Raw genomic sequence first — 19090 nt, forward strand, 5'->3', positions numbered from 1 at the left:
GCTGCAGAGCGGGATCTAATACAATTATAATTTATTGAAAGAGCTTACAAAGCGAACTTAAAACTATTAGTGGAACTCATCCCGCTGCAGAGCGGGATCTAATACAATTATAATTTATTGAAAGAGCTTGCAAAGCGAATTTAAAACTATTAGTGGAACTTATCCCGCTGCAGAGCGGGATCTATATATAACAAGTAAAAACCTCACATAATGAAAATTACATTTTTCGGGCATCATACATTATTGTTAGAAATTAAGGGAACCAAAGTTTTAATAGATCCTTTTATTTCTGGTAATCCATTAGTTAAAGGTAGTTTAAATATCAATGATTTTAAAGTAGACTATATATTATTGACTCATGCACATCAGGATCATACATTAGATGCTGAAGCTATTGCAAAAAAGAACAATGCAACTATCGTTTCTAATTATGAAATTGCAATGCATTATCAAGCAAAAGGGATAGAAGTACATCCTATGAATCACGGTGGTAATTGGGAGTTTGATTTTGGCAAAGTTAAATATGTAAATGCAATTCATACCAGTAGTTTTCCTGATGGAAGTTATGGAGGTCAACCAGGAGGTTTTGTAATCGAAGGCGAACATAAAAATATTTACATAGCTGGAGATACTGCTTTAACTATGGATATGAAATTAATTCCTTTGTCTACTAAATTAGATTTAGCAATACTTCCTATCGGTGATAATTTTACAATGGGAATTGATGATGCTATTATCGCAAGTGATTTTGTAGCATGTGATAAAGTATTGGGAGTCCATTATGATACTTTTGGATATATAGAGATTGATCATGATGAAGCTAAAAGAAAGTTTTTTGCTAAGGACAAGGATCTTATGTTGTTAGATATTGGTCAGAGCATAGAACTATAATGAACGCTATCTATTATAAGTATATTTTAGAATTCAAAAGACCAAGTGGTACTTCTCGTGGAGTACTGAAGACTAAAGAAACCTGGTTTATTGTTATTACTTCTGAAGAAAAAAAAGGTATTGGAGAATGCGGAATTCTAAGAACCTTAAGTGTTGATGACAGACCAGATTATGAAGAAAAATTACAATGGACTTGTAATAATATTCACTTAGGAGTTGATCAACTTTGGCAAGAATTAAAAGAATTTCCAAGTATTCAGTTTGGTGTAGAGATGGCTTTTAAGTCTTTAGAAAGTAAATCACCGTTTTTATTATTTCCTTCAAAATTTACAGATGGAGAAGAAGCTATTCCTATCAATGGACTGATATGGATGGGAGAGAAGGAGTTTATGAAAAATCAGATCATGGAGAAGCTAGATCAGGGATTTGATTGTATAAAAATGAAGATTGGAGCCATCGATTTTGAAGCAGAATTAGAACTTCTTTCCTATATACGTTCTCAGTTTTCTAAAGATGTCATCGAACTTAGAGTAGATGCTAACGGAGCTTTTTCTCCTGATGATGCTCTAGGTAAATTATTGAAGTTAAGTAGTTATCATCTTCATAGTATCGAACAACCTATTAAACAGGGCAAGTCTGAAGAGATGAAGACTTTATGTAAGGCAACTCCATTACCAATTGCATTAGATGAAGAATTAATTGGTGTTTTTGATGTAACGGATAAGAAAAAACTACTACTAACAATAAAACCTCAGTATATAATTTTGAAACCAAGTTTAATAGGAGGTTTTAAAGGTACTCGAGAATGGATTGATCTGGCAGAAGAACTTAGAATAGGATGGTGGGTTACCAGCGCGTTAGAAAGTAATATTGGATTAAATGCAATTGCCCAATATACCTACACCTTGGGTAATAAAATGCCACAAGGTTTAGGGACCGGAGGTTTGTATACCAACAATATAGAAGCCCCTTTGGTTGTGAATAACGGAACATTGAGATATCAAATAGAAAAGAACTGGAAAGTATCGTATTTAGATTAATGTAAAAATTATATATGTATATAGAACAAGGAAGAAAGGGAAAACTAGGAATGTGGAAATATTTATTTCCGATAATAGGTTTTTTAGGCTTTATGCTAATTAATGTATTATTCAGCATCTTTATGGTTGAGGATATAGATGTAGTAATACAAGATCAGATTGAAACAATGGGGAAACCATTTTTCTTTTTTGTTAATCTTATATTTTTTGTTCCATTTCTGGGAGGTTTATTCTTTTGGGTAAAGGTTGTACATCAACAAAGTATAAAATCACTAACTACATCAAGAAATAAAATTGATTGGAAAAGAGTGTTCTTTATGTTTAGTTTAGTGGCATTGTATATTTTAGTAACTACTGGTATATTATATTATTTTTACCCTGAGGAGTTTCAGCTTAATTTTGAACCAAAAGCATTTATAATATTAGCTATTATGGCTATTTTGTTGGTGCCAATACAAACAAGTTTTGAGGAATATATGTTTAGAGGATATATGCTTCAGGGCTTAGGTTTAGCTACAAAGCTTAGGTGGGTTGCATTAATTGTAACCTCAGTTATCTTCGGATTAATGCATTTTGGAAACCCTGAAGTGGCAAAAATCGGCCCTCATATTATGGTGTATTATATAGGTACAGGTTTGTTTCTAGGGATAATAACGTTAATGGATGAAGGTTTAGAATTAGCCTTAGGTTTCCATGCTGCAAATAATCTGGTTACTGCTTTATTAGTTACATCATCTTGGACGGCGTTTCAAACTGATTCGATATTATTATATACGGGAGAACCCGGAACCGGAATAGAAATATTGACTCCTGTTTTTGTGGTGTTCCCAATTTATTTATTAATTCTCTCGAAAAAATACAAGTGGTCTGGATGGAAGGATAAATTATTCGGAAAAATAGAACCAGAACCTCAGATAGAAGAATGATAACAAATTCATAATATACAATTTACCTAAGCATAACCTATGAATATGCTAGAAAATTGAAATTTGGATATGCAAACAGATGATACATTTTCTACTCCACAAGTACACCAAGATTTTAGCATTAATAGACAGTCTTTGGATAATGAAGACCTGCAACGAATTGCCTATAATTTCATTAAAGAAGGAGAGTTTTATGAGCAGGAAGTGGGCAACTTTCTGTTGGACTGGTTGAATGATAAAGATCACATTGTTGTAAAGACATCAGGTTCTACTGGAAAACCTAAAAAGATAAAAATCTACAAACAGCATATGGTTAATAGTGCCAAGGCTACAGGTTCATTTTTCAAAGTGAATGAAGGTACAACGGCCTTATTGTGTTTGCCAGCTACTTATATTGCTGGAAAAATGATGTTAGTACGTGCAATGGTATTAGGATGGAAAATAGATTTAGTTCCGCCTAAAACAAATCCATTAGATACTGTCTATAAGCAATATGATTTTTGTGCAATGGTACCGTTGCAACTTGACAACTCAATCAATCGACTTCACCTACTTAAGAAATTGATAGTAGGAGGAGGAACCGTATCAGAGAATCTAAAAGAACTCATACAAGGAATCAAAACTAAAATTTTTGAAACCTATGGAATGACCGAAACAGTGACTCATATTGCTGCAAGAAGAATTAACCCAAAGAAGAAGGATAAAAAGGATGGTAAATACTTCAGAGCATTACCAAATATTACATTAAGTACAGATGATAGGAATTGTTTGATAATTAAAGCTCCTCAGCTTAATGAAGAAACTATTATTACTAATGATGTAGTGGAGCTCAAAACATATAAAAAGTTTATCTGGAAAGGGCGTTACGACAATGTAATTAATAGTGGTGGTATCAAATTATTTCCTGAAGAGATTGAAACAAAACTACAACTACTTATTGGACATCGTTTTTTTATAACAAGTATTCCTGATGATACCTTAGGTGATAAGGTAATTTTAATCATTGAAAATGATTATAATGAATTAATGTATAAAACCTTGAAAGAAGCTATACATAGTATTAAAACACTTTCTAAATACGAAATACCAAAGAAAATTTATTTTATTCCTCAATTTATAGAAACAGATAATGGAAAAATTCAGCGTACTAAGACGTTAGAATTTGTAATAGGATCGTAAACTGTAAGAAGAGCATAGCTAAATAATTATTCTTTACTTATCAAAAATGAAATTATTTTATACTTCAGAGCGATAATAATCGTAGTTGCAAACTAATCCAGCTGCAAACTTATTTTTCACTTTTTATTTATCGCCATACTTTTGAAAATTTTCCTTTCAAATAACTTGTTGAATCCATTTAGTCAAATTAATTATCCGAAATACTGTTGAGTAGTATTTGCTAATTTCCCTCATGATTTCTTTGCGTATAATCGTATTATTCCCTGGTTTTAAAAGGGTTAGATATAATTGCTATAAACAATAGTTGAGCAACATTACTTTTAAATCTAATGAAATACATAGTCGAGTAGGTTTAGGGGTAAATTACCTGTAGAACAAGTATTTATACTGGTTAGTTTCATGTTGGTTACGTTGTAGCTTTGTAATATAGTACTATAGAAGCAAGTTTGGATACCTGATTCCAAACACAAAAACAGGGGCAATTCTTAAAGTTTTTTATGAACGAAAAACGACATCAATGATATCGTCATTTTTATAAGTTATGGTACAGTAAATTTTCCAATATAAGATAAGGATTCATAAAAAAAATATGCAAAAATTTAAATATAACTGATCACTATATTTTTCTATTAAGGGTGGCTTTATTTAGTATAAATTAATAATTAATAAACAAAATTATGAGCACAAATGGTATTTCAACAGCCGGTGGGAAATTGTTTTTTTCAAACCCTCCTCATCCAGATTCAAGTCATACGCCTGAATTTAAAAATCTTAATGATATAAAAGATTTCAAAATAGAAACTACAGCTAAAAGCAAAAGCCTAGCTAAATCAAGTTTACCAAAAGTGGCAGTTTATGCTGTAGCACCAGATGTTGTAGTAACTCCTGCTAATCCTTTAGTAATTTCCGGCAGTGGACCTGTTTCTGTAAGTTTTGGAAAGGTAACAATCGAACGAGGAGGACAAATAAAGGTATTAACTACTGCCGATATTAAAATCGAAAAATTGATAAAAAAATAATTTTAAAAAATATTCAAAATGAGCAATTTAACAGGTGATATAATCATATCGGGAGCCGATGGTTCGGCAGGTACAGATGGTCAAAGTCAATCAAAGCAAGCACCAAGTGGTAATAATGGTACAAATGCAAACTGTGATTGGGATTCAGTTTGTCGTCCGAAATCTAGCAAAGGTACTTCAGGAAGTAATGGAGCAGCGGGAGGAAGTGGATCCTCTGGTGGTGATGGAGCAGCTTGCCCTTCGGCAACGATAACAATAGGTGATCTAACAGGAACAATTACTGTTTCTGCTGCCGCAGGTGATGGTGGCGAAGGTGGAAATGGTGGAGCTGGACAAGCTGGTGGAAATGGCGGAGATGGTGGAAAACCTTCTGGATGCCCTGCTGGTTCTGACTGTTCTGGTAGTAATGGCGGAGATGCAGGAAACGGTGGAAATGGTGGAAACGGTGGAAACGGTGGAAATGGTGGAAACGGAAGTCAAATCATTGTACAGTATCATGGTGGAAATGTTTTAACATCGACTCCAACTCCAAAAGGAGGATCTGGAGGTGTTGATGGTTTAGGAGGTTCTGCAGGAAAAGCAGGTTCTCCTGGAGGAAAAGCTGCTAGCGGTGGTACTGCTGGAAATAGTGGTACAGCAGGAAGCAATGGTACTCCTAGTAACATTATTACTCAACCAGTATAGTAAAAAGCGTATTTATGAATGATACTAAAGAAAATATCATTAATAATGTAACGCAACTTTCATCTTATGCTACAACACTTAGCTTGGCTCCGGCTAAGCAGGTGTTGCAGCTTAGAGATGAATTACTTGCCTTACCAAATGAGACTAAGTGGACGCTTGGCGGTAGATCAGGATTAAATTCTGACGGAAGCCCACTTCAATATTGTATTAGTTCTTCTAATAGTGGGTTGCACGGACGGTTTATAAGTGATCCTTCTTGTATAATAGGTCCGCCCAAAGAACGATATCAATATAGTTATCTGGCTTTACAAAAGCTCTATAAAAGAACAGGATCCAGTGACATTAAGAAGGTATGCGAAGAGATGTTAGCATATCATTTACCTAAAGAACAAGAGGTGTTGAAGGAGTATCCAGATGGAGTGTTTTGGTTAGGAGCTTCACCTGATAGATCAGGAATGGCTGTTTACATAGATGGAAGAAGAGGAGGACATGATGCCTCGTGGAAGCGCTTAAGAGACTGGCTAACTGATTTAATGCCAAATAATACTGAAGTGGATTCTTTTATAAACTCTGTAAAGCCTTTTGCAGATATTATGAGCATAGGTTTGGAGGGAAGTAATTTAGAAAACCTTAGAGCAAAAATCTATTTCCGTTTATCAAAGCCTACTTCATTTAAGGATTTAGATATTCCTCTACTAAAAGAAGACAAGTTTACTACTTTTTTAAACGATGTTGTTGGTGATAAAGCGATAAGGCTTTCTGGACTTGTTTTTAACATAGGTTTTCATATTGCTTCCTCTAAAATGTTTGATGCAAAAATAGACGTATGTGGTTGTAATTCTTGTGTAAAACTGAACTCTAAAGAATGGATTGCTTTACTGAATAAAACAACATTAAAGAATGATGTAAAACCATTTCCGGTAGATGATAGTGTTCTTGATAATCAGTGTGCTGTTTCTTACTACGGAATGGGGGTTGATAGAAAAGGTAATGTTAGAATAAATTTATACTTAAAAAATAAATTATTGAACTGAAATAATTACTGATATCTCCTAAGACTTTCTAATCAAAACTTATAGAATACAATAAAAATTTATAGATGAAACAAGATGTAATTATTCCTAGAAATAGAATTTTAATTTACTATCAGGGGTATTGTGGGAAATGTAAAATTTTATCAAAGTTAGTAGTGTTGCTTTCTTTCAACTTTGTGAAAAGAATTCCTTTGGAAGTAGATGATAGTATTAAACTATTTTTTGAGGACTATCCAAAAGCTAAAGGGTATCCCATTCTTTTTTTAGGAGCCAGACCTATATATAATTATTGGGTGTTCCCTGCTGTTCCTTTTGCAATCATGTTATCCTGGGTGTATCGTATACAAATGATTTTTGGTAAAAAGCAATAATTCTTTGCGATCCAAACAATAACGATTGCTAATTAAAATAATGCCTTTAATACAATTTAATTTAAACATTATATGAGAACTATTTTTAAAGATCCAAATCTTCAATTAGAATTTGAAGATAAAGGTTATGTGGTTATAGATTTTTTAAACATAGAAGAAGTAACCCAGTTAAAAGAGATATATAAAGAGCTGAATGGTCAACCTATTCAAATGGGTTTTTCTACGTCTAATATGAGTATGGATGCCGATTATAGAAAAAAGGTGTCTAATACGATTACTTCGGTATTTGGTAATGCCGCTAACAAACATTTTGATCGCTTTAAAATGTTTTTTGGAATATTTACTTCGAAACAACCCAATCAGGAGAAAGGTCTTTGTTCGATGCATCAAGATCCAACATATGTAGATGAAAGTAAATACCAGGGAATTACCATATGGGTACCACTCATAGATACCAATGAAACTAATGGAGCATTAGAAGTAATAGACAGAAGTCATTTACTTAATGAATACCCTAGAAGTACATTGCCTAGATTTCCATACAGTGATTTAGTGCCTTTACTATTAGAAAAATACTTCAAAAGATTAGACATCAAAGCAGGACAAGCTTATATCGGTAACTCTAAAGTCTTTCATTGGTCTCCATCAAACATGAGTAATGAAGAAAGAGTTGCAGCCTTAGCCTGGATGGCAGAAGAAGAAAGTCAAATGAGATGCTATTATCAAGATTTTAAAAACCCAGGAAAGACCATGGAAGTTTTTGAATTGGAAGCGGATCATTATATAGAAAATCCACTTTTTAGTAGACCAGATGAAAGCAAATCAAAAAAAATCGGAGAGGTAGATAGTCAATTCGAACCGCTAAATGAGGCAAAAATAGATGCTATTATCAATGGTGTAACAACTGCCTAGTGTAGTACTTGTTTTGATTGTCTAAAGAGAATTTAAAAATAAAAATCATGAGCATTAAAGAAGAATTATTAACTAACATTTCTTTCGAAAAAAAGAAAAATACTAGAGTACTTTTTAAAGATGAGATTTTAAATGAATCTTTTCTTAAAGATGGTTTTGTAGTTGTTGATTTTTTAAATGCTTTAGAAATCCAAGAATTAATTAATTCCTATCGAACACTTCAGGGAGATTTGGGAGAAGCAGCATTTGCTTCTACAATAATGAGTAAGAATCCCAAATATCGATTTGCTGTGTCTTCAATTGTGAATACAATTTTTCAGAGAGCAATAGAGGAATTATTTATAGATGTTAAGTTCTTTTGGGGGAATTTTAATATAAAGTATCCAAATAAAAAAAATGGAGTAGTACCTCTTCATCAAGACCCTTCATTTTTAGATGAAAGAAATTTCAACCCTTTAGGAATATGGGTTCCACTTGTAGATACAAATCAAGAAAATGGTGCTTTGCAAGTCATTCCAGGTAGTCATACAATTTTAGACAACCCCAGATGTGGGGGACAATTGTTTCCGTATTCATCAATACAAGATTCTTTATTAGAAAACTTTGGGAAATCATTGTTTATGAAAGCTGGTCAAGCATATATAGGAAATCCTGCTTTATTTCATGCCTCACCATCTAATGAAAGTTTACATCCCAGAATTGTTGCTGCTTGTTTGGCAGGGCCTATAGAAAGTGAATTGAGATATCATCATTATAAAGTTACAGAAGAAAAAGAAGTAGCAGAAATGTTCGAAGTAGATAATTCGTACTATTTATCTGCTCCATTGTTTAGTAAACCTAATGTGACCGAATATGAATTATTAGAATCGATTAATATTCAAAAACCACCGAGCAGAGAAGTGTTGTTTCAACTACTAAATCAGTTCAATAAAAGAGAAGAAAATGTTTAAAATAGATAAGGAAGAAAATAAGGTCGAAAATCTAATCATTCAACAGATAAATTCTTCTATTGAGCAGAATACTTGGAAGAATATGTTCTTAAATGGAGTTAATCATTTGATTAAAGAGTATTATGAAGGATATGTAAACACAAAACACGTGATGCCTTTTTCTCCAGAAGTTTTTCAGGTAACAGAGGAGTTTCAGGAAGGCGATATTTTTCAGAGAGCTTTAATTTTAGATACTTTCATTGATGCAAATGCCATATTAGATAATCAATTAGAAAATATTATTACTTCTGAAGCTACGTATCTTATTGAGTCCAGGCGAAAAGAAGGAGTAGGAGGTTGGGCCTATTTTCCGAAATTGAGAGAATTACCGCCCGATGTAGATGATTTAGCACAGGTTATGCAGGTACTGTGTAGAAGCGGATATAAAAAGGAAACAGTACCCTTATTTGATGAACCATTAAAAGTACTATTCAGAGACCAAGCTAATATAGATAATGGATGGGAATCCTGGATTATTCCTAAAGAAAATCAATCATTAGAGGAGCAGTTACAGACCATTTGGGTAAATAAAGCATGGGGTAAAGGATCGGATATTGATGTTGTTGCAAATGTGTTATATGCATTAAATATTTATGATGAGAATAGATTTTCTAAAGAAATAAAACAAGGGCTTTCCTTCCTATACAATAGTCACGAGCAATATTCATGGAAAAGTACCTGGTATTACGGAAAAAATTATGGTACATATATGAGTATAAGAGCTATTTGTGCTAATAATGGGGACAAAAAAATTATCAGAAACGCAGTAGACTTTTTAATTAATTCTAGAAAAGCAGATGGAGGTTGGGCATTAGAAAATGAAATGTCAAGCTCTTTACAAACGGCTCTAGCTTTACTAGGAATACAAATAGCTAATAAATATCTGGGAATTAATATTGATCCGAATTGGTTAGAAAAGAGTCGTGTTTTTTTACAAGAAAAATATAATGACACATCTGGGTGGGAGTCAAGCCCATTTATTCGAATGCCAATGGGAAGGCCTAGTGGTTATATTCATACAATTCTTACTTATGAGAGCGCAACAATTACAAATAATTTTGTTACCAAAGCCTGTCAAAAATTCATATAAGAACTAATAAAAAATAAGCAAACATGAGTTTTAATTCACACAAAAATAGTAATGAACAAGGTTTGCCGCAGGTAACCACTTTTCAGTTTAATAATGACGCAGTAGGGCAGATAAAAGATAGTGTTAATCTTTTTACTGGAACAGCGAATATTCCTATTAACATAGCTTCTTTTCCTGGTCGAAAAGATTTAGATGTAAACATTGGTATCATGTACAATAGTAATGTGCAGAATAATGTTAAAAACTGGAATTTACTTAATCCTACCGGAATTTTAGGATTAGGATGGGATATGTCTTTTGATAAAATCTCAGTAAATAAAAATGGAAGTGGATCTACATCTTCTAATGAATATTATTTGTTAGATAATGGTTCTGGTAATCAGTTGATTCAGGATGGAATTCTTCCTAATAGACCATCAGATATATTGCTATTTCAGTTAAGGAATTTTGAATTTTGGGATATTACTTATGATGAAACTAATGAAAAATGGACTATAATAAAAGAAGACGGTACTGTTCATATTTATGGAGATAAAAATAGCGGACGTAATACACTACAATATGGCGTAGAATGGGGGAATTGGCAGGGAGCAACATCAGTATTAAGCGGTCAGGAACAATATGTAAGTTCTTGGAATTTATCGGAAATCAGGAACTCTTGGGGAGAAACCATTTTATACTCGTATGATAATGTCGAAGTTAGTGTTGGAGATAAAAACGGATTGAAATATACACAAGCATCTTATATTAAAACGATTCACGATAGTTTTAATAGAACTATTTCTTTTTACTATGGAGAAAAATTTGGAGCCAATAATGTAGGGAGCCAAAATATTATTGAATATAAAGCTTCGCATACGCAAAAAAATACACCAAATGCTTATCAAGATCAATTCGAAACAAGATTTCTAGATTACATAGAGGTTTATAATAATATAGATATCCTTCAGTTTTCAATTTTATTTGAATATGATTTTATAAACTTAGGAAATAACAGTCAAAACACAATATATCCACTGATGTGGAAACGAGTTCTAAAAAGTTTTTGGCAAGTACAACCTACAGGAAGTTCACTTCCTGGGATTGAATTTGATTATTATGATAAAGTTCAGGACACGTATCCTGGAGCATTAAAAAGTATACTGTATCCACAAGGATCTAAAGCCGTTTATACGTATAAAGATCAAGCATTAAATACAGCTCGCAATGTTAAATTAGACAGTCCTATCGCAGGAGCAACGCCAAGAGTATGGTTCGGATCGGATTACACGGTAGTAACTTGGCATCATAAGGCAACAAAAAAGTTAATTGCAAAAGTGCATACTTGGTCAGGCAACTGGATAGATTTCGAATTAAATAGCGATGATCCTTCCAACCATTATTTTGATAATATTGACTTTGATATTGATACGTTAGGCGTTATTACTAAAAAAGATTTTATTGGTATATATTTTACTGAGAAAACAAAAAAACAACTTCAACTATTTTTATATCGACGAAATCCAGAAAATTTTGGCGTATTTAATTTAACAAATGGGCCGGAATATTTTCCACTTAAAACAGATACATCAAAAGTTAGTGTTGAATCCGGAAAAGATTTTATAATAGTATCTAGTAAAGACATTACGACCAACCCAATAACGGCTTTTCAGTGGGATTGGAAACAAAGAATTTGGAGTGTTTCTCCGTCTAGTCAACAAGGAGGGATTTCGATTCTTTTGCCATCACCAGCAGATGTTGCAAAAGCGACTAATATTAAAATTAATGCAAGAGATAATTATTATATAGCTACATTTTATAATAGTAACACTAAGCTATTACAGTTTCAATTATTTCATCATAATGGAAATAATGTATGGAGTAAAAGCGCTTTATACAATACTCCAAACGTTACTATTTATCAAAATCCATCAGAAGGCTTGGATTTTGCATTTAATATAACTTTAAATAGCTCTTTTGGAGTTGCTACATATATTACCAATCAAACAAGTACAGAAGTAGATTACACACTTAGAATTTTGCAATGGGATAAGAACTTTAATTTGTTAAGTCCAGGTAACCCATTACTTAATAATTATAAGTCGCCAATTGTTAATGGAAAATCACAGTTTCAATTATTTAATACATTATTAACTGATGCTCTTGTAGCGAATAATCCTTATTTAAATAGATATACGGGTGGTTTAGGAAATAGTAATAATCCAGTAAATTGGAAACAGACTTCGTTTCTTACCAAGAATGATGATGTCGTAAGTTTTGCAGTTGGACAAGATATTTCTACAATGTCTAAAGAACAAGGGACAATAAATACAAATCAGTATTTCCAATTCAATCCTAATAATGGCACTTGGGGTGTTGCACAAAGCTTACCATCAACAGGAAAAGATGTTACAATAAGTGGTAATTACATGACCGCTGGTAAAGATGTTTTTTATCAAAATACAGATGGACAATGGATTAAACAAGGACAACAGCTTACTAATTTGGGAGCCACAGAAACAGTACAGAATCGAGGATCAATGTATATTGCTTATCAGGATAGTACAGATAATAATACTCAAACATATTTTACGACTCCTTTAAATAGTGTACCTGGTACTCCTATAAAATTACCAATAACCGCGGGAGGTAGTGGTCAAAAAATAATGGTAGATCAAGAAACGGTAAGACCTGGAACTTTATTAGCCGGAATTGATTCTTTTGTTACATTTCCTGCTGATCAAGATTTCGATACAGCCACTTCCATTGCGCTATATAAAGTAGTAGATAGAAAAGCAATAGATATTGTCCAGGTACAACCAGTATCTCATATTGAAATCTCTAATGGTTCAGATTTAGAGGAAAAATACTATCAATCATATGATTATGCTCGATCAGCACAGTCCATAATTACATATGATAGTCGTTCTGGTTTAGCACAATTCCCAAAAGTTACTGTTTTTACAGGAACTAAAATTCCTGATGCATCATTAACTACAAATGGAATTACAATCAGCTATTTCTCTAATGGAGTAGCAACGCAAAACGAAATACCATACAGTAATTGGATTTATAATTATAACCAATTATTAAATGGTGCTCTACTTCAAAAAGTACAATATGATAAAGATGGTAATCTGGTAACCAAAGAAACTAACTATTGGAAAATATTCAGCAGTGATGTAGTTCAAAAAAGGTATTTATATAGTGCTTTTTTCAGATTAAGTAAATCGGTTACGTTTAGAGATGGTGTTAGTCAAACTTCTAGTATAACATATTATCAGGATCTAGGATTACCTATGAACAGCGTAACTACTTATTTTGATTCTAGTGGTGTAGAAAAAACCATTACAAGTGAGAAAAAATATGCTATTCAGGTTTCTGAATATGAAACAGTCATGAGGCAAAAACACTTTCTTAATGCTATAGTACAGGAATCAGTTGCTGTAATAGGAAAAGATAGCGTTAAAAAATATATAAACTCTAAGGTAGTTACTTGGAAAAATTGGTCAACTAATAATGAATGGAAATGGTCAGCTTATCAAAATTATGATTGGTTGAATAATGCACAAAACAATCCTGTTTTTGATTTTTCTATTAAACAAAACAATCCCGATTGGTTAAAGAAACAAGAAATTATTACAAGAGGCAAATTTGATACTGTGGATGAAATGATAAATGTAGACGGTGTTAGTTCATCATATATTTATGATAAAAGCGGGCAATTTCAAGTTGCAGAATTTATAACAGCCAGTAAAAAAGGAGAAGAAACCTCTTTTTATAGTTTCGAAACATATGAAGAATCAGACGGATGGAAAATTAATTCAAATGCATCTATAATTCCAAATACTACTGACAAAACTATTGATGCCAGAATGGGTGTCTCATCATTAAAAATAACTAAAGGGACAGGAATTCAGCGACAATTTAATCCTACTAACCAAGAGCAGGATTATGTGTTTTCTAGTTACATAAAATTACCAGATACTTTTGATAAAAATAAAGGAGAAGCTAATTGGATCATAACCTTTAGTAATAATGGTACTCCTGTAGGGAAAAATATAATCTTACCCTTTGGAGAAACAGTAGGATCCTGGCAATATGTTTATTGCGTATTAAATTTAAAGGACTATAATCCGGCTAGAGCTTCTAAATTAACAACAATAACGCTAAAAGCACAAAATGATAATTCAGATGCTTCAGTACTAATAGATTGTTTACGATTTTCGCCATTACAAAGTCTTTTTTCTGCTATTTCGGTAGACACAAAAGTTAACCTTATAAATGAAAGTCTAGGTTCTAACGGAGAGGTAAGGAGTAAGTTTTTTGATAACTATCAGAGAGTCATGGCTACAACAAGTTTTTCTGATGAAACAACTTCGATGGCGACAAATTATTTTTCTAGAACAGGTAATGATAATAAATATGTAACTGCAGACCCAAATAATAAGCTTAAAGTGTTATCCGCTGGAAGAGGTCCAGCACTTTCATTTACAAAAGGAAACCAATGGAAAGAATTTTGGACACCAAATAACGAATCTAATTGGCAAGTAGAAAATGGAATACTGAAATTTACGCATTCATCATCAGAAGGGACATTAACATATAAAGATGAAATGACCAACAATTATGGAGTAATGTTAAACCTTTCTCCACTAGAGGCTATTAATGAATCTCTGGGGATAAAAATTGGGAATCAGTATACGATACAGTGGGATCCATCGGTTGGTCAGTGGCAATTATTAGATGGAAATAGTCAAGTTTTACAACAAAAAAGTAGTAATACAATTGAGGTAGATGCTGCTGCTGCTTCAAAAAAAACAGATAATACTTCTATCTTAAATTCGAAGCTATTAAGATCAGGTTTACATATAAACCCTGAAATGAATGCGACTAAAGGAAAAAGTAATGGTGTATATGATGAAAAATATAATAGATATTATACTATAGATACATCATCTGCAGGTATGAGTATTAATAATTTAGAAAGTCAATGGTTTTTGTTGGTTAATAAAAATAGCATTTTGTTTTTTGCTGATGGTGCTCTTATATTTAATTACGTAAGCGATTCTGTAATTTCAGGTAAAGCATCATTATTTGCAAATAATAGAATTGGAATACATTGTTTATTAACCTCATTTGATAATTTATCTACACTAACTTTTGTTAATGCAACTGGAAACGATATTCAATCTCAGTTATTAGATAATACTACAATGACAATTGTAGAGAATATCTATAATAGTCAGGGATTGATAATAGCTAATACAAAACCTGCATTCGTAAAAGCCAATCAAAAGAATCCAATATTCGAATATTCCAATGACTTCGTAACGTACAATTCGCAAACTGGAATTATGGGTGGATTGGTTTCTGATTTTTATCCTGATGATAATGGATATCCATATTTTGGATACAGTTATGAACGTTCTCCATTAAATAGAGTTATAGAAAAATCGATGCCAGGAATAGCATATAAGTTGGGTACAAATACTCAAAAATTCCTGTATGGAGCTAATACAGGAGAATTAGGATTACCTGTTGGAGAGTATTTCAAAACTACTATTATTGATCAAAATGGAAATAAATCTTATTCGATAGCAGATAAACGACAGCAAGAAGTTCGTAAGATGAGTCAAAAAAATGCAAATGAAGAGATTATTTCTGCTGTGTTTTATGATGATTCAGGTAATCCAATAGCCTTGCATACACCAAATGCGATAACCGAACAAAAGAATAGCGAAAACTGGATAAATTATAGTGTTTATAATTTTGTAGGTCAATTAATTACTACAAAATCTAATACAAGTGGCACAACCGAATTGGTCTATGATCAAGCGAATAGGTTACGATTTAGACAAGATGCAGAAGCTAAAACAGAAGGGAATTATCAATATTATAAATATGATAACTCTGGTAGAATTATAGAAACAGGTTACATAACAGGGACATGGAATCGCGATGATTTACAAGAGAAAGCTAATAATAACCCAGACTACCCTACTAATTTGAATACCTGGAGATTGAAGACTTCGTACGATTATAATGGTACCGATAGTCTTTTTCAAATTGGTCAGGTAGTTCAAACATTAAACAATCATTCAGACAATGGAGTGGCGGATGTTGAAGAGAATTTTTTATATGATGTATATGGAAATGTGATCTCCAGAAGTCAAAAAGTACTGGGATTTGAAGACGAGTATTTTACTACAAATTTTAAATACAACAACCTAGGAGGAATACTTCGAATTGATTATCCAGTACAGAAAAATAAAACGGCGTATAGTGTTTACTATACCTATAATAGCATAGGACAAATAGAAGGGATAAGTAATTCTCCAACATCTAAAAATACGATTGCTTCATATACATATAATCCTGCTGGGAAACCGGAACAAGAGATTTTGTACCCTAATGGTAGTAATCCTGTGACAAGAAATTATGGATATAATTCTCCGGTTTGGTTAGATGAAATGCAGGATATCGGAAATAACACAGATCAAATTTTTAAAGAAACCTTAAAAACTGATGCTAGTAGTAATAATGGACCAAAATATTTCAATGGACAACCTGCAGAAATAGCTTTCCAGTACCCAAAAAATATAAAGGCAGGATCTACATATACTAATTGGTACAATAGCCTTAATGCTTTAGAAAAAGTAGATGAAATAGGCAATCATATATCCCCTAAAACAAGAATGTATGATTTTGATAACAATGGTAATTTTGATACAATATCTATAGATGCGAACACGTATAAATTCATATCGGAGCCTGATAAGGGAGATCGTCTTCAGAAAGTAGATAACAGTATTACAAATGAATCTTTATTCAATCTCTCCTATAATCAGAATGGATCTGTACATCTTTACACGGCATCGGGAGCCGACGGATATGCACCACAAAATCTTTCCTTTAAGTATGATGCTGGCAACAGGATGACTTCTAAGATTGAAAATTTAGCTAGTTCAGTAGATTACAATTTTTATTATAATAGTTCTAATGATAGAATATTGAAACAAGAAATATCCGGGACAACCATTGAAAAAACCACATTATATGTTAAAAGTCTGTCAGGTAATCCTTTAGTGCAAATAAGAAGACAGCAAAATATAGAGGATAGCATGTACATTGTGTACGGTCCAATTGGGATTATATCTTTTGTTAAAAATGATAATCAATTTACTACTTTAAAGGATCATTTAGGTTCTGTAAGAGTTATTCTAGATGATAAAGCAACTGTAGTTGCTGCTTATGATTATGATATATATGGAAACGTAGAAGTATTAACAGAACCGGAGCAAGGTTTTTTCCCTTATTTGTATACAAGTCAGGAATATGATTTAGAATTAGGGATATACAATTATAAAGCACGTTTCTATTTTAGTAGAATAGGTCGTTTTGGGGTTGTAGATAATTATAATCAATTTTTTAGCCCATATATCTATGCTGGTAATAGTCCTGTAGTCTATATAGATCCATCAGGAAATTTTTCTATCGGTAATTTCTTTTCTGCCATTGGAGGCGCTATCATAGGAGCTTTCGAAATTTTGATAGGTGTAGCCATTGATGCTGTTGCAGGTATACTCGAAGTAGTTACTGGCGGTTTATCAACTCCAGTAAGTATTGGTCTTGCCGCATTAGCTGGTGGTTTTATTGGATCAGGAGTTAGCGCAGTATCTTATTCTGCGGTTAGTTTGATAACCAATGAGTTTAGTTGGAAAGAATATGGTATAAACACAGCGATTGGATTTGTAGCGGGAGCAATAACTGGAGGTTTTGGGGCAGCAGGAGCCATTGCTGCAGAAGCTGCCACAGGTGTTAAAGCCGCTGCAGAAGCAGGACAAGCCGTGAGTACATTAGCTAAAGTTGCCAATGCAGGAATAAAAGCTGGATTTGCAATTACCGGAGCCGAAATTGCAGGTGTTTCCTCTACTTTAATTAACAATGGAGCCCACGGTAATAGCCTAACCACTGGCCTTGATGAAGTATTAGTTAAAGGCGTATTAAGTTCTACTTTATCCTGGGCTATTCCAGGAATAGATTATAAAGCAGGGTGGGGAAATCTTTTTAAAAGAATTTCAGCAAACGTTGCTAAATCTGAAGGAATTGGAGTCTCTATTCAATTAGGATCTAATGCGGTACATGGTGATAGTTTAGATACTGGATTAATGAATACCGTGATCAAAGGATTTGTAAGTGGAAGTATAGGAGCCTTAGGAACGAAGTCATATGCTAAAGAGAAAACAAAAAGCGAAATTGATTTATTGGGTCAAGAACTTAGTAATATCAAGTTCTAGAAGACGGTATTATCAGACTATATCATTTCGTTTCATTACATACAGTAATGTAAACAAAAAAGACAACAATGAGCATCATACTAGAAGATTTTAGAGAAAGTGAACTGGACAATTGGTATTGGTTTCAAGAGGCTTTAACTAATGATGAATTAGTAGAAATTGAGACGATTCAAGAAAGCATACCTTTTACCAAGGCAAAAGTTTCTCAGAAACTAGTTGATTTAGAATGTTATAGAAAAAGCGAAGTCAAATGGTTTCCTAAGGAAACAATAGAACACAGATGGCTTTATGAAAAATTTATAAACATGATTACCGAATCGAATCGTGCTTTATGGAATTTCGAACTAACTAGTATTTTCGATGATTTACAATATACCGTCTATAATGGAGAAGGAGGCCATTTTGACTGGCATATGGATATAGGAAAAGGAAAGTATTCTAGAAGAAAGGTAAGTATTACATTACAATTATCAGATCCAGATGAATATGAAGGTGGTGATTTTGAATTTTTAATAGGAAACGAAATTACAAAACTACCTCGGAAAAAGGGTTGTGCTATTGTATTTCCATCTTATTTTTTACATAGAGTGACACCAGTCACAAAGGGAGTTCGTAAATCTTTGGTTTTATGGGTTTCTGGTCAACCATTTAGATAAATATAACTCTTAAAAACACA

General features: G+C 32.8%; 13 protein-coding genes. All 13 read left to right on the forward strand.

What is annotated here, in order from left to right; genetic code table 11:
- The first annotated feature begins 210 nt into the window (after window positions 1-210).
- The 13 genes from Q0910_RS23905 to Q0910_RS23965 all read left to right on the forward strand — a co-directional run bounded on the left by Q0910_RS23905 (window position 211) and on the right by Q0910_RS23965 (window position 19070).
- On the forward strand, window positions 211-891 hold the full coding sequence (locus tag Q0910_RS23905) for a metal-dependent hydrolase (protein WP_299222367.1): 681 nt from the start codon (window positions 211-213) through the stop codon (window positions 889-891).
- Entirely contained in the window at window positions 891-1931 is a 1041-nt protein-coding gene (locus tag Q0910_RS23910; RefSeq protein WP_299222369.1) for an o-succinylbenzoate synthase, read from the forward strand. Before Q0910_RS23905 ends, Q0910_RS23910 begins: the two co-directional genes overlap by 1 nt.
- Before the next feature lie 14 nt (window positions 1932-1945).
- The gene (locus Q0910_RS23915) at window positions 1946-2857 is read left to right on the forward strand and encodes a CPBP family intramembrane glutamic endopeptidase (protein ID WP_299222371.1); all 912 of its coding nucleotides are present in this window, start codon (window positions 1946-1948) and stop codon (window positions 2855-2857) included.
- A 69-nt stretch (window positions 2858-2926) separates the two neighbouring features.
- Window positions 2927-4036 (forward strand): AMP-binding protein, encoded by a 1110-nt coding sequence (locus Q0910_RS23920; RefSeq protein ID WP_299222373.1) that lies wholly within the window; start codon window positions 2927-2929, stop codon window positions 4034-4036.
- 677 nt (window positions 4037-4713) lie between these two features.
- A complete protein-coding gene (locus Q0910_RS23925) occupies window positions 4714-5055 on the forward strand; it encodes a hypothetical protein (RefSeq protein WP_299222374.1) in 342 nt (113 codons plus the stop codon).
- Window positions 5056-5073: 18 nt separating this feature from the next.
- On the forward strand, window positions 5074-5739 hold the full coding sequence (locus Q0910_RS23930; RefSeq protein WP_299222376.1) for a hypothetical protein: 666 nt from the start codon (window positions 5074-5076) through the stop codon (window positions 5737-5739).
- Window positions 5740-5753: 14 nt separating this feature from the next.
- Window positions 5754-6773 carry a hypothetical protein gene (locus Q0910_RS23935; RefSeq protein ID WP_299222378.1) on the forward strand — a complete coding sequence of 340 codons (1020 nt, stop codon included), beginning with the start codon at window positions 5754-5756 and terminating at the stop codon, window positions 6771-6773.
- Window positions 6774-6838: 65 nt separating this feature from the next.
- On the forward strand, window positions 6839-7144 hold the full coding sequence (locus Q0910_RS23940; protein WP_299222380.1) for a hypothetical protein: 306 nt from the start codon (window positions 6839-6841) through the stop codon (window positions 7142-7144).
- A 72-nt stretch (window positions 7145-7216) separates the two neighbouring features.
- Window positions 7217-8056 carry a phytanoyl-CoA dioxygenase family protein gene (locus Q0910_RS23945; RefSeq protein WP_299222382.1) on the forward strand — a complete coding sequence of 280 codons (840 nt, stop codon included), beginning with the start codon at window positions 7217-7219 and terminating at the stop codon, window positions 8054-8056.
- A 47-nt stretch (window positions 8057-8103) separates the two neighbouring features.
- Complete coding sequence (locus Q0910_RS23950; protein ID WP_299222384.1) at window positions 8104-9006, forward strand: phytanoyl-CoA dioxygenase family protein; 903 nt, start codon at window positions 8104-8106, stop codon at window positions 9004-9006.
- On the forward strand, window positions 8999-10135 hold the full coding sequence (locus Q0910_RS23955; protein WP_299222386.1) for a prenyltransferase/squalene oxidase repeat-containing protein: 1137 nt from the start codon (window positions 8999-9001) through the stop codon (window positions 10133-10135). The genes Q0910_RS23950 and Q0910_RS23955 overlap by 8 nt, the downstream gene beginning before the upstream one ends.
- Window positions 10136-10158: 23 nt before the next feature.
- On the forward strand, window positions 10159-18414 hold the full coding sequence (locus Q0910_RS23960; RefSeq protein ID WP_299222388.1) for an RHS repeat-associated core domain-containing protein: 8256 nt from the start codon (window positions 10159-10161) through the stop codon (window positions 18412-18414).
- 68 nt (window positions 18415-18482) lie between these two features.
- Window positions 18483-19070, forward strand: coding sequence for a 2OG-Fe(II) oxygenase (locus Q0910_RS23965; protein WP_299222389.1), 588 nt, complete (start codon window positions 18483-18485; stop codon window positions 19068-19070).
- Window positions 19071-19090: the final 20 nt, after the last annotated feature.

It is taken from the genome of uncultured Aquimarina sp., from assembly GCF_947495315.1.
Classification (GTDB): Bacteria; Bacteroidota; Bacteroidia; order Flavobacteriales; family Flavobacteriaceae; genus Aquimarina.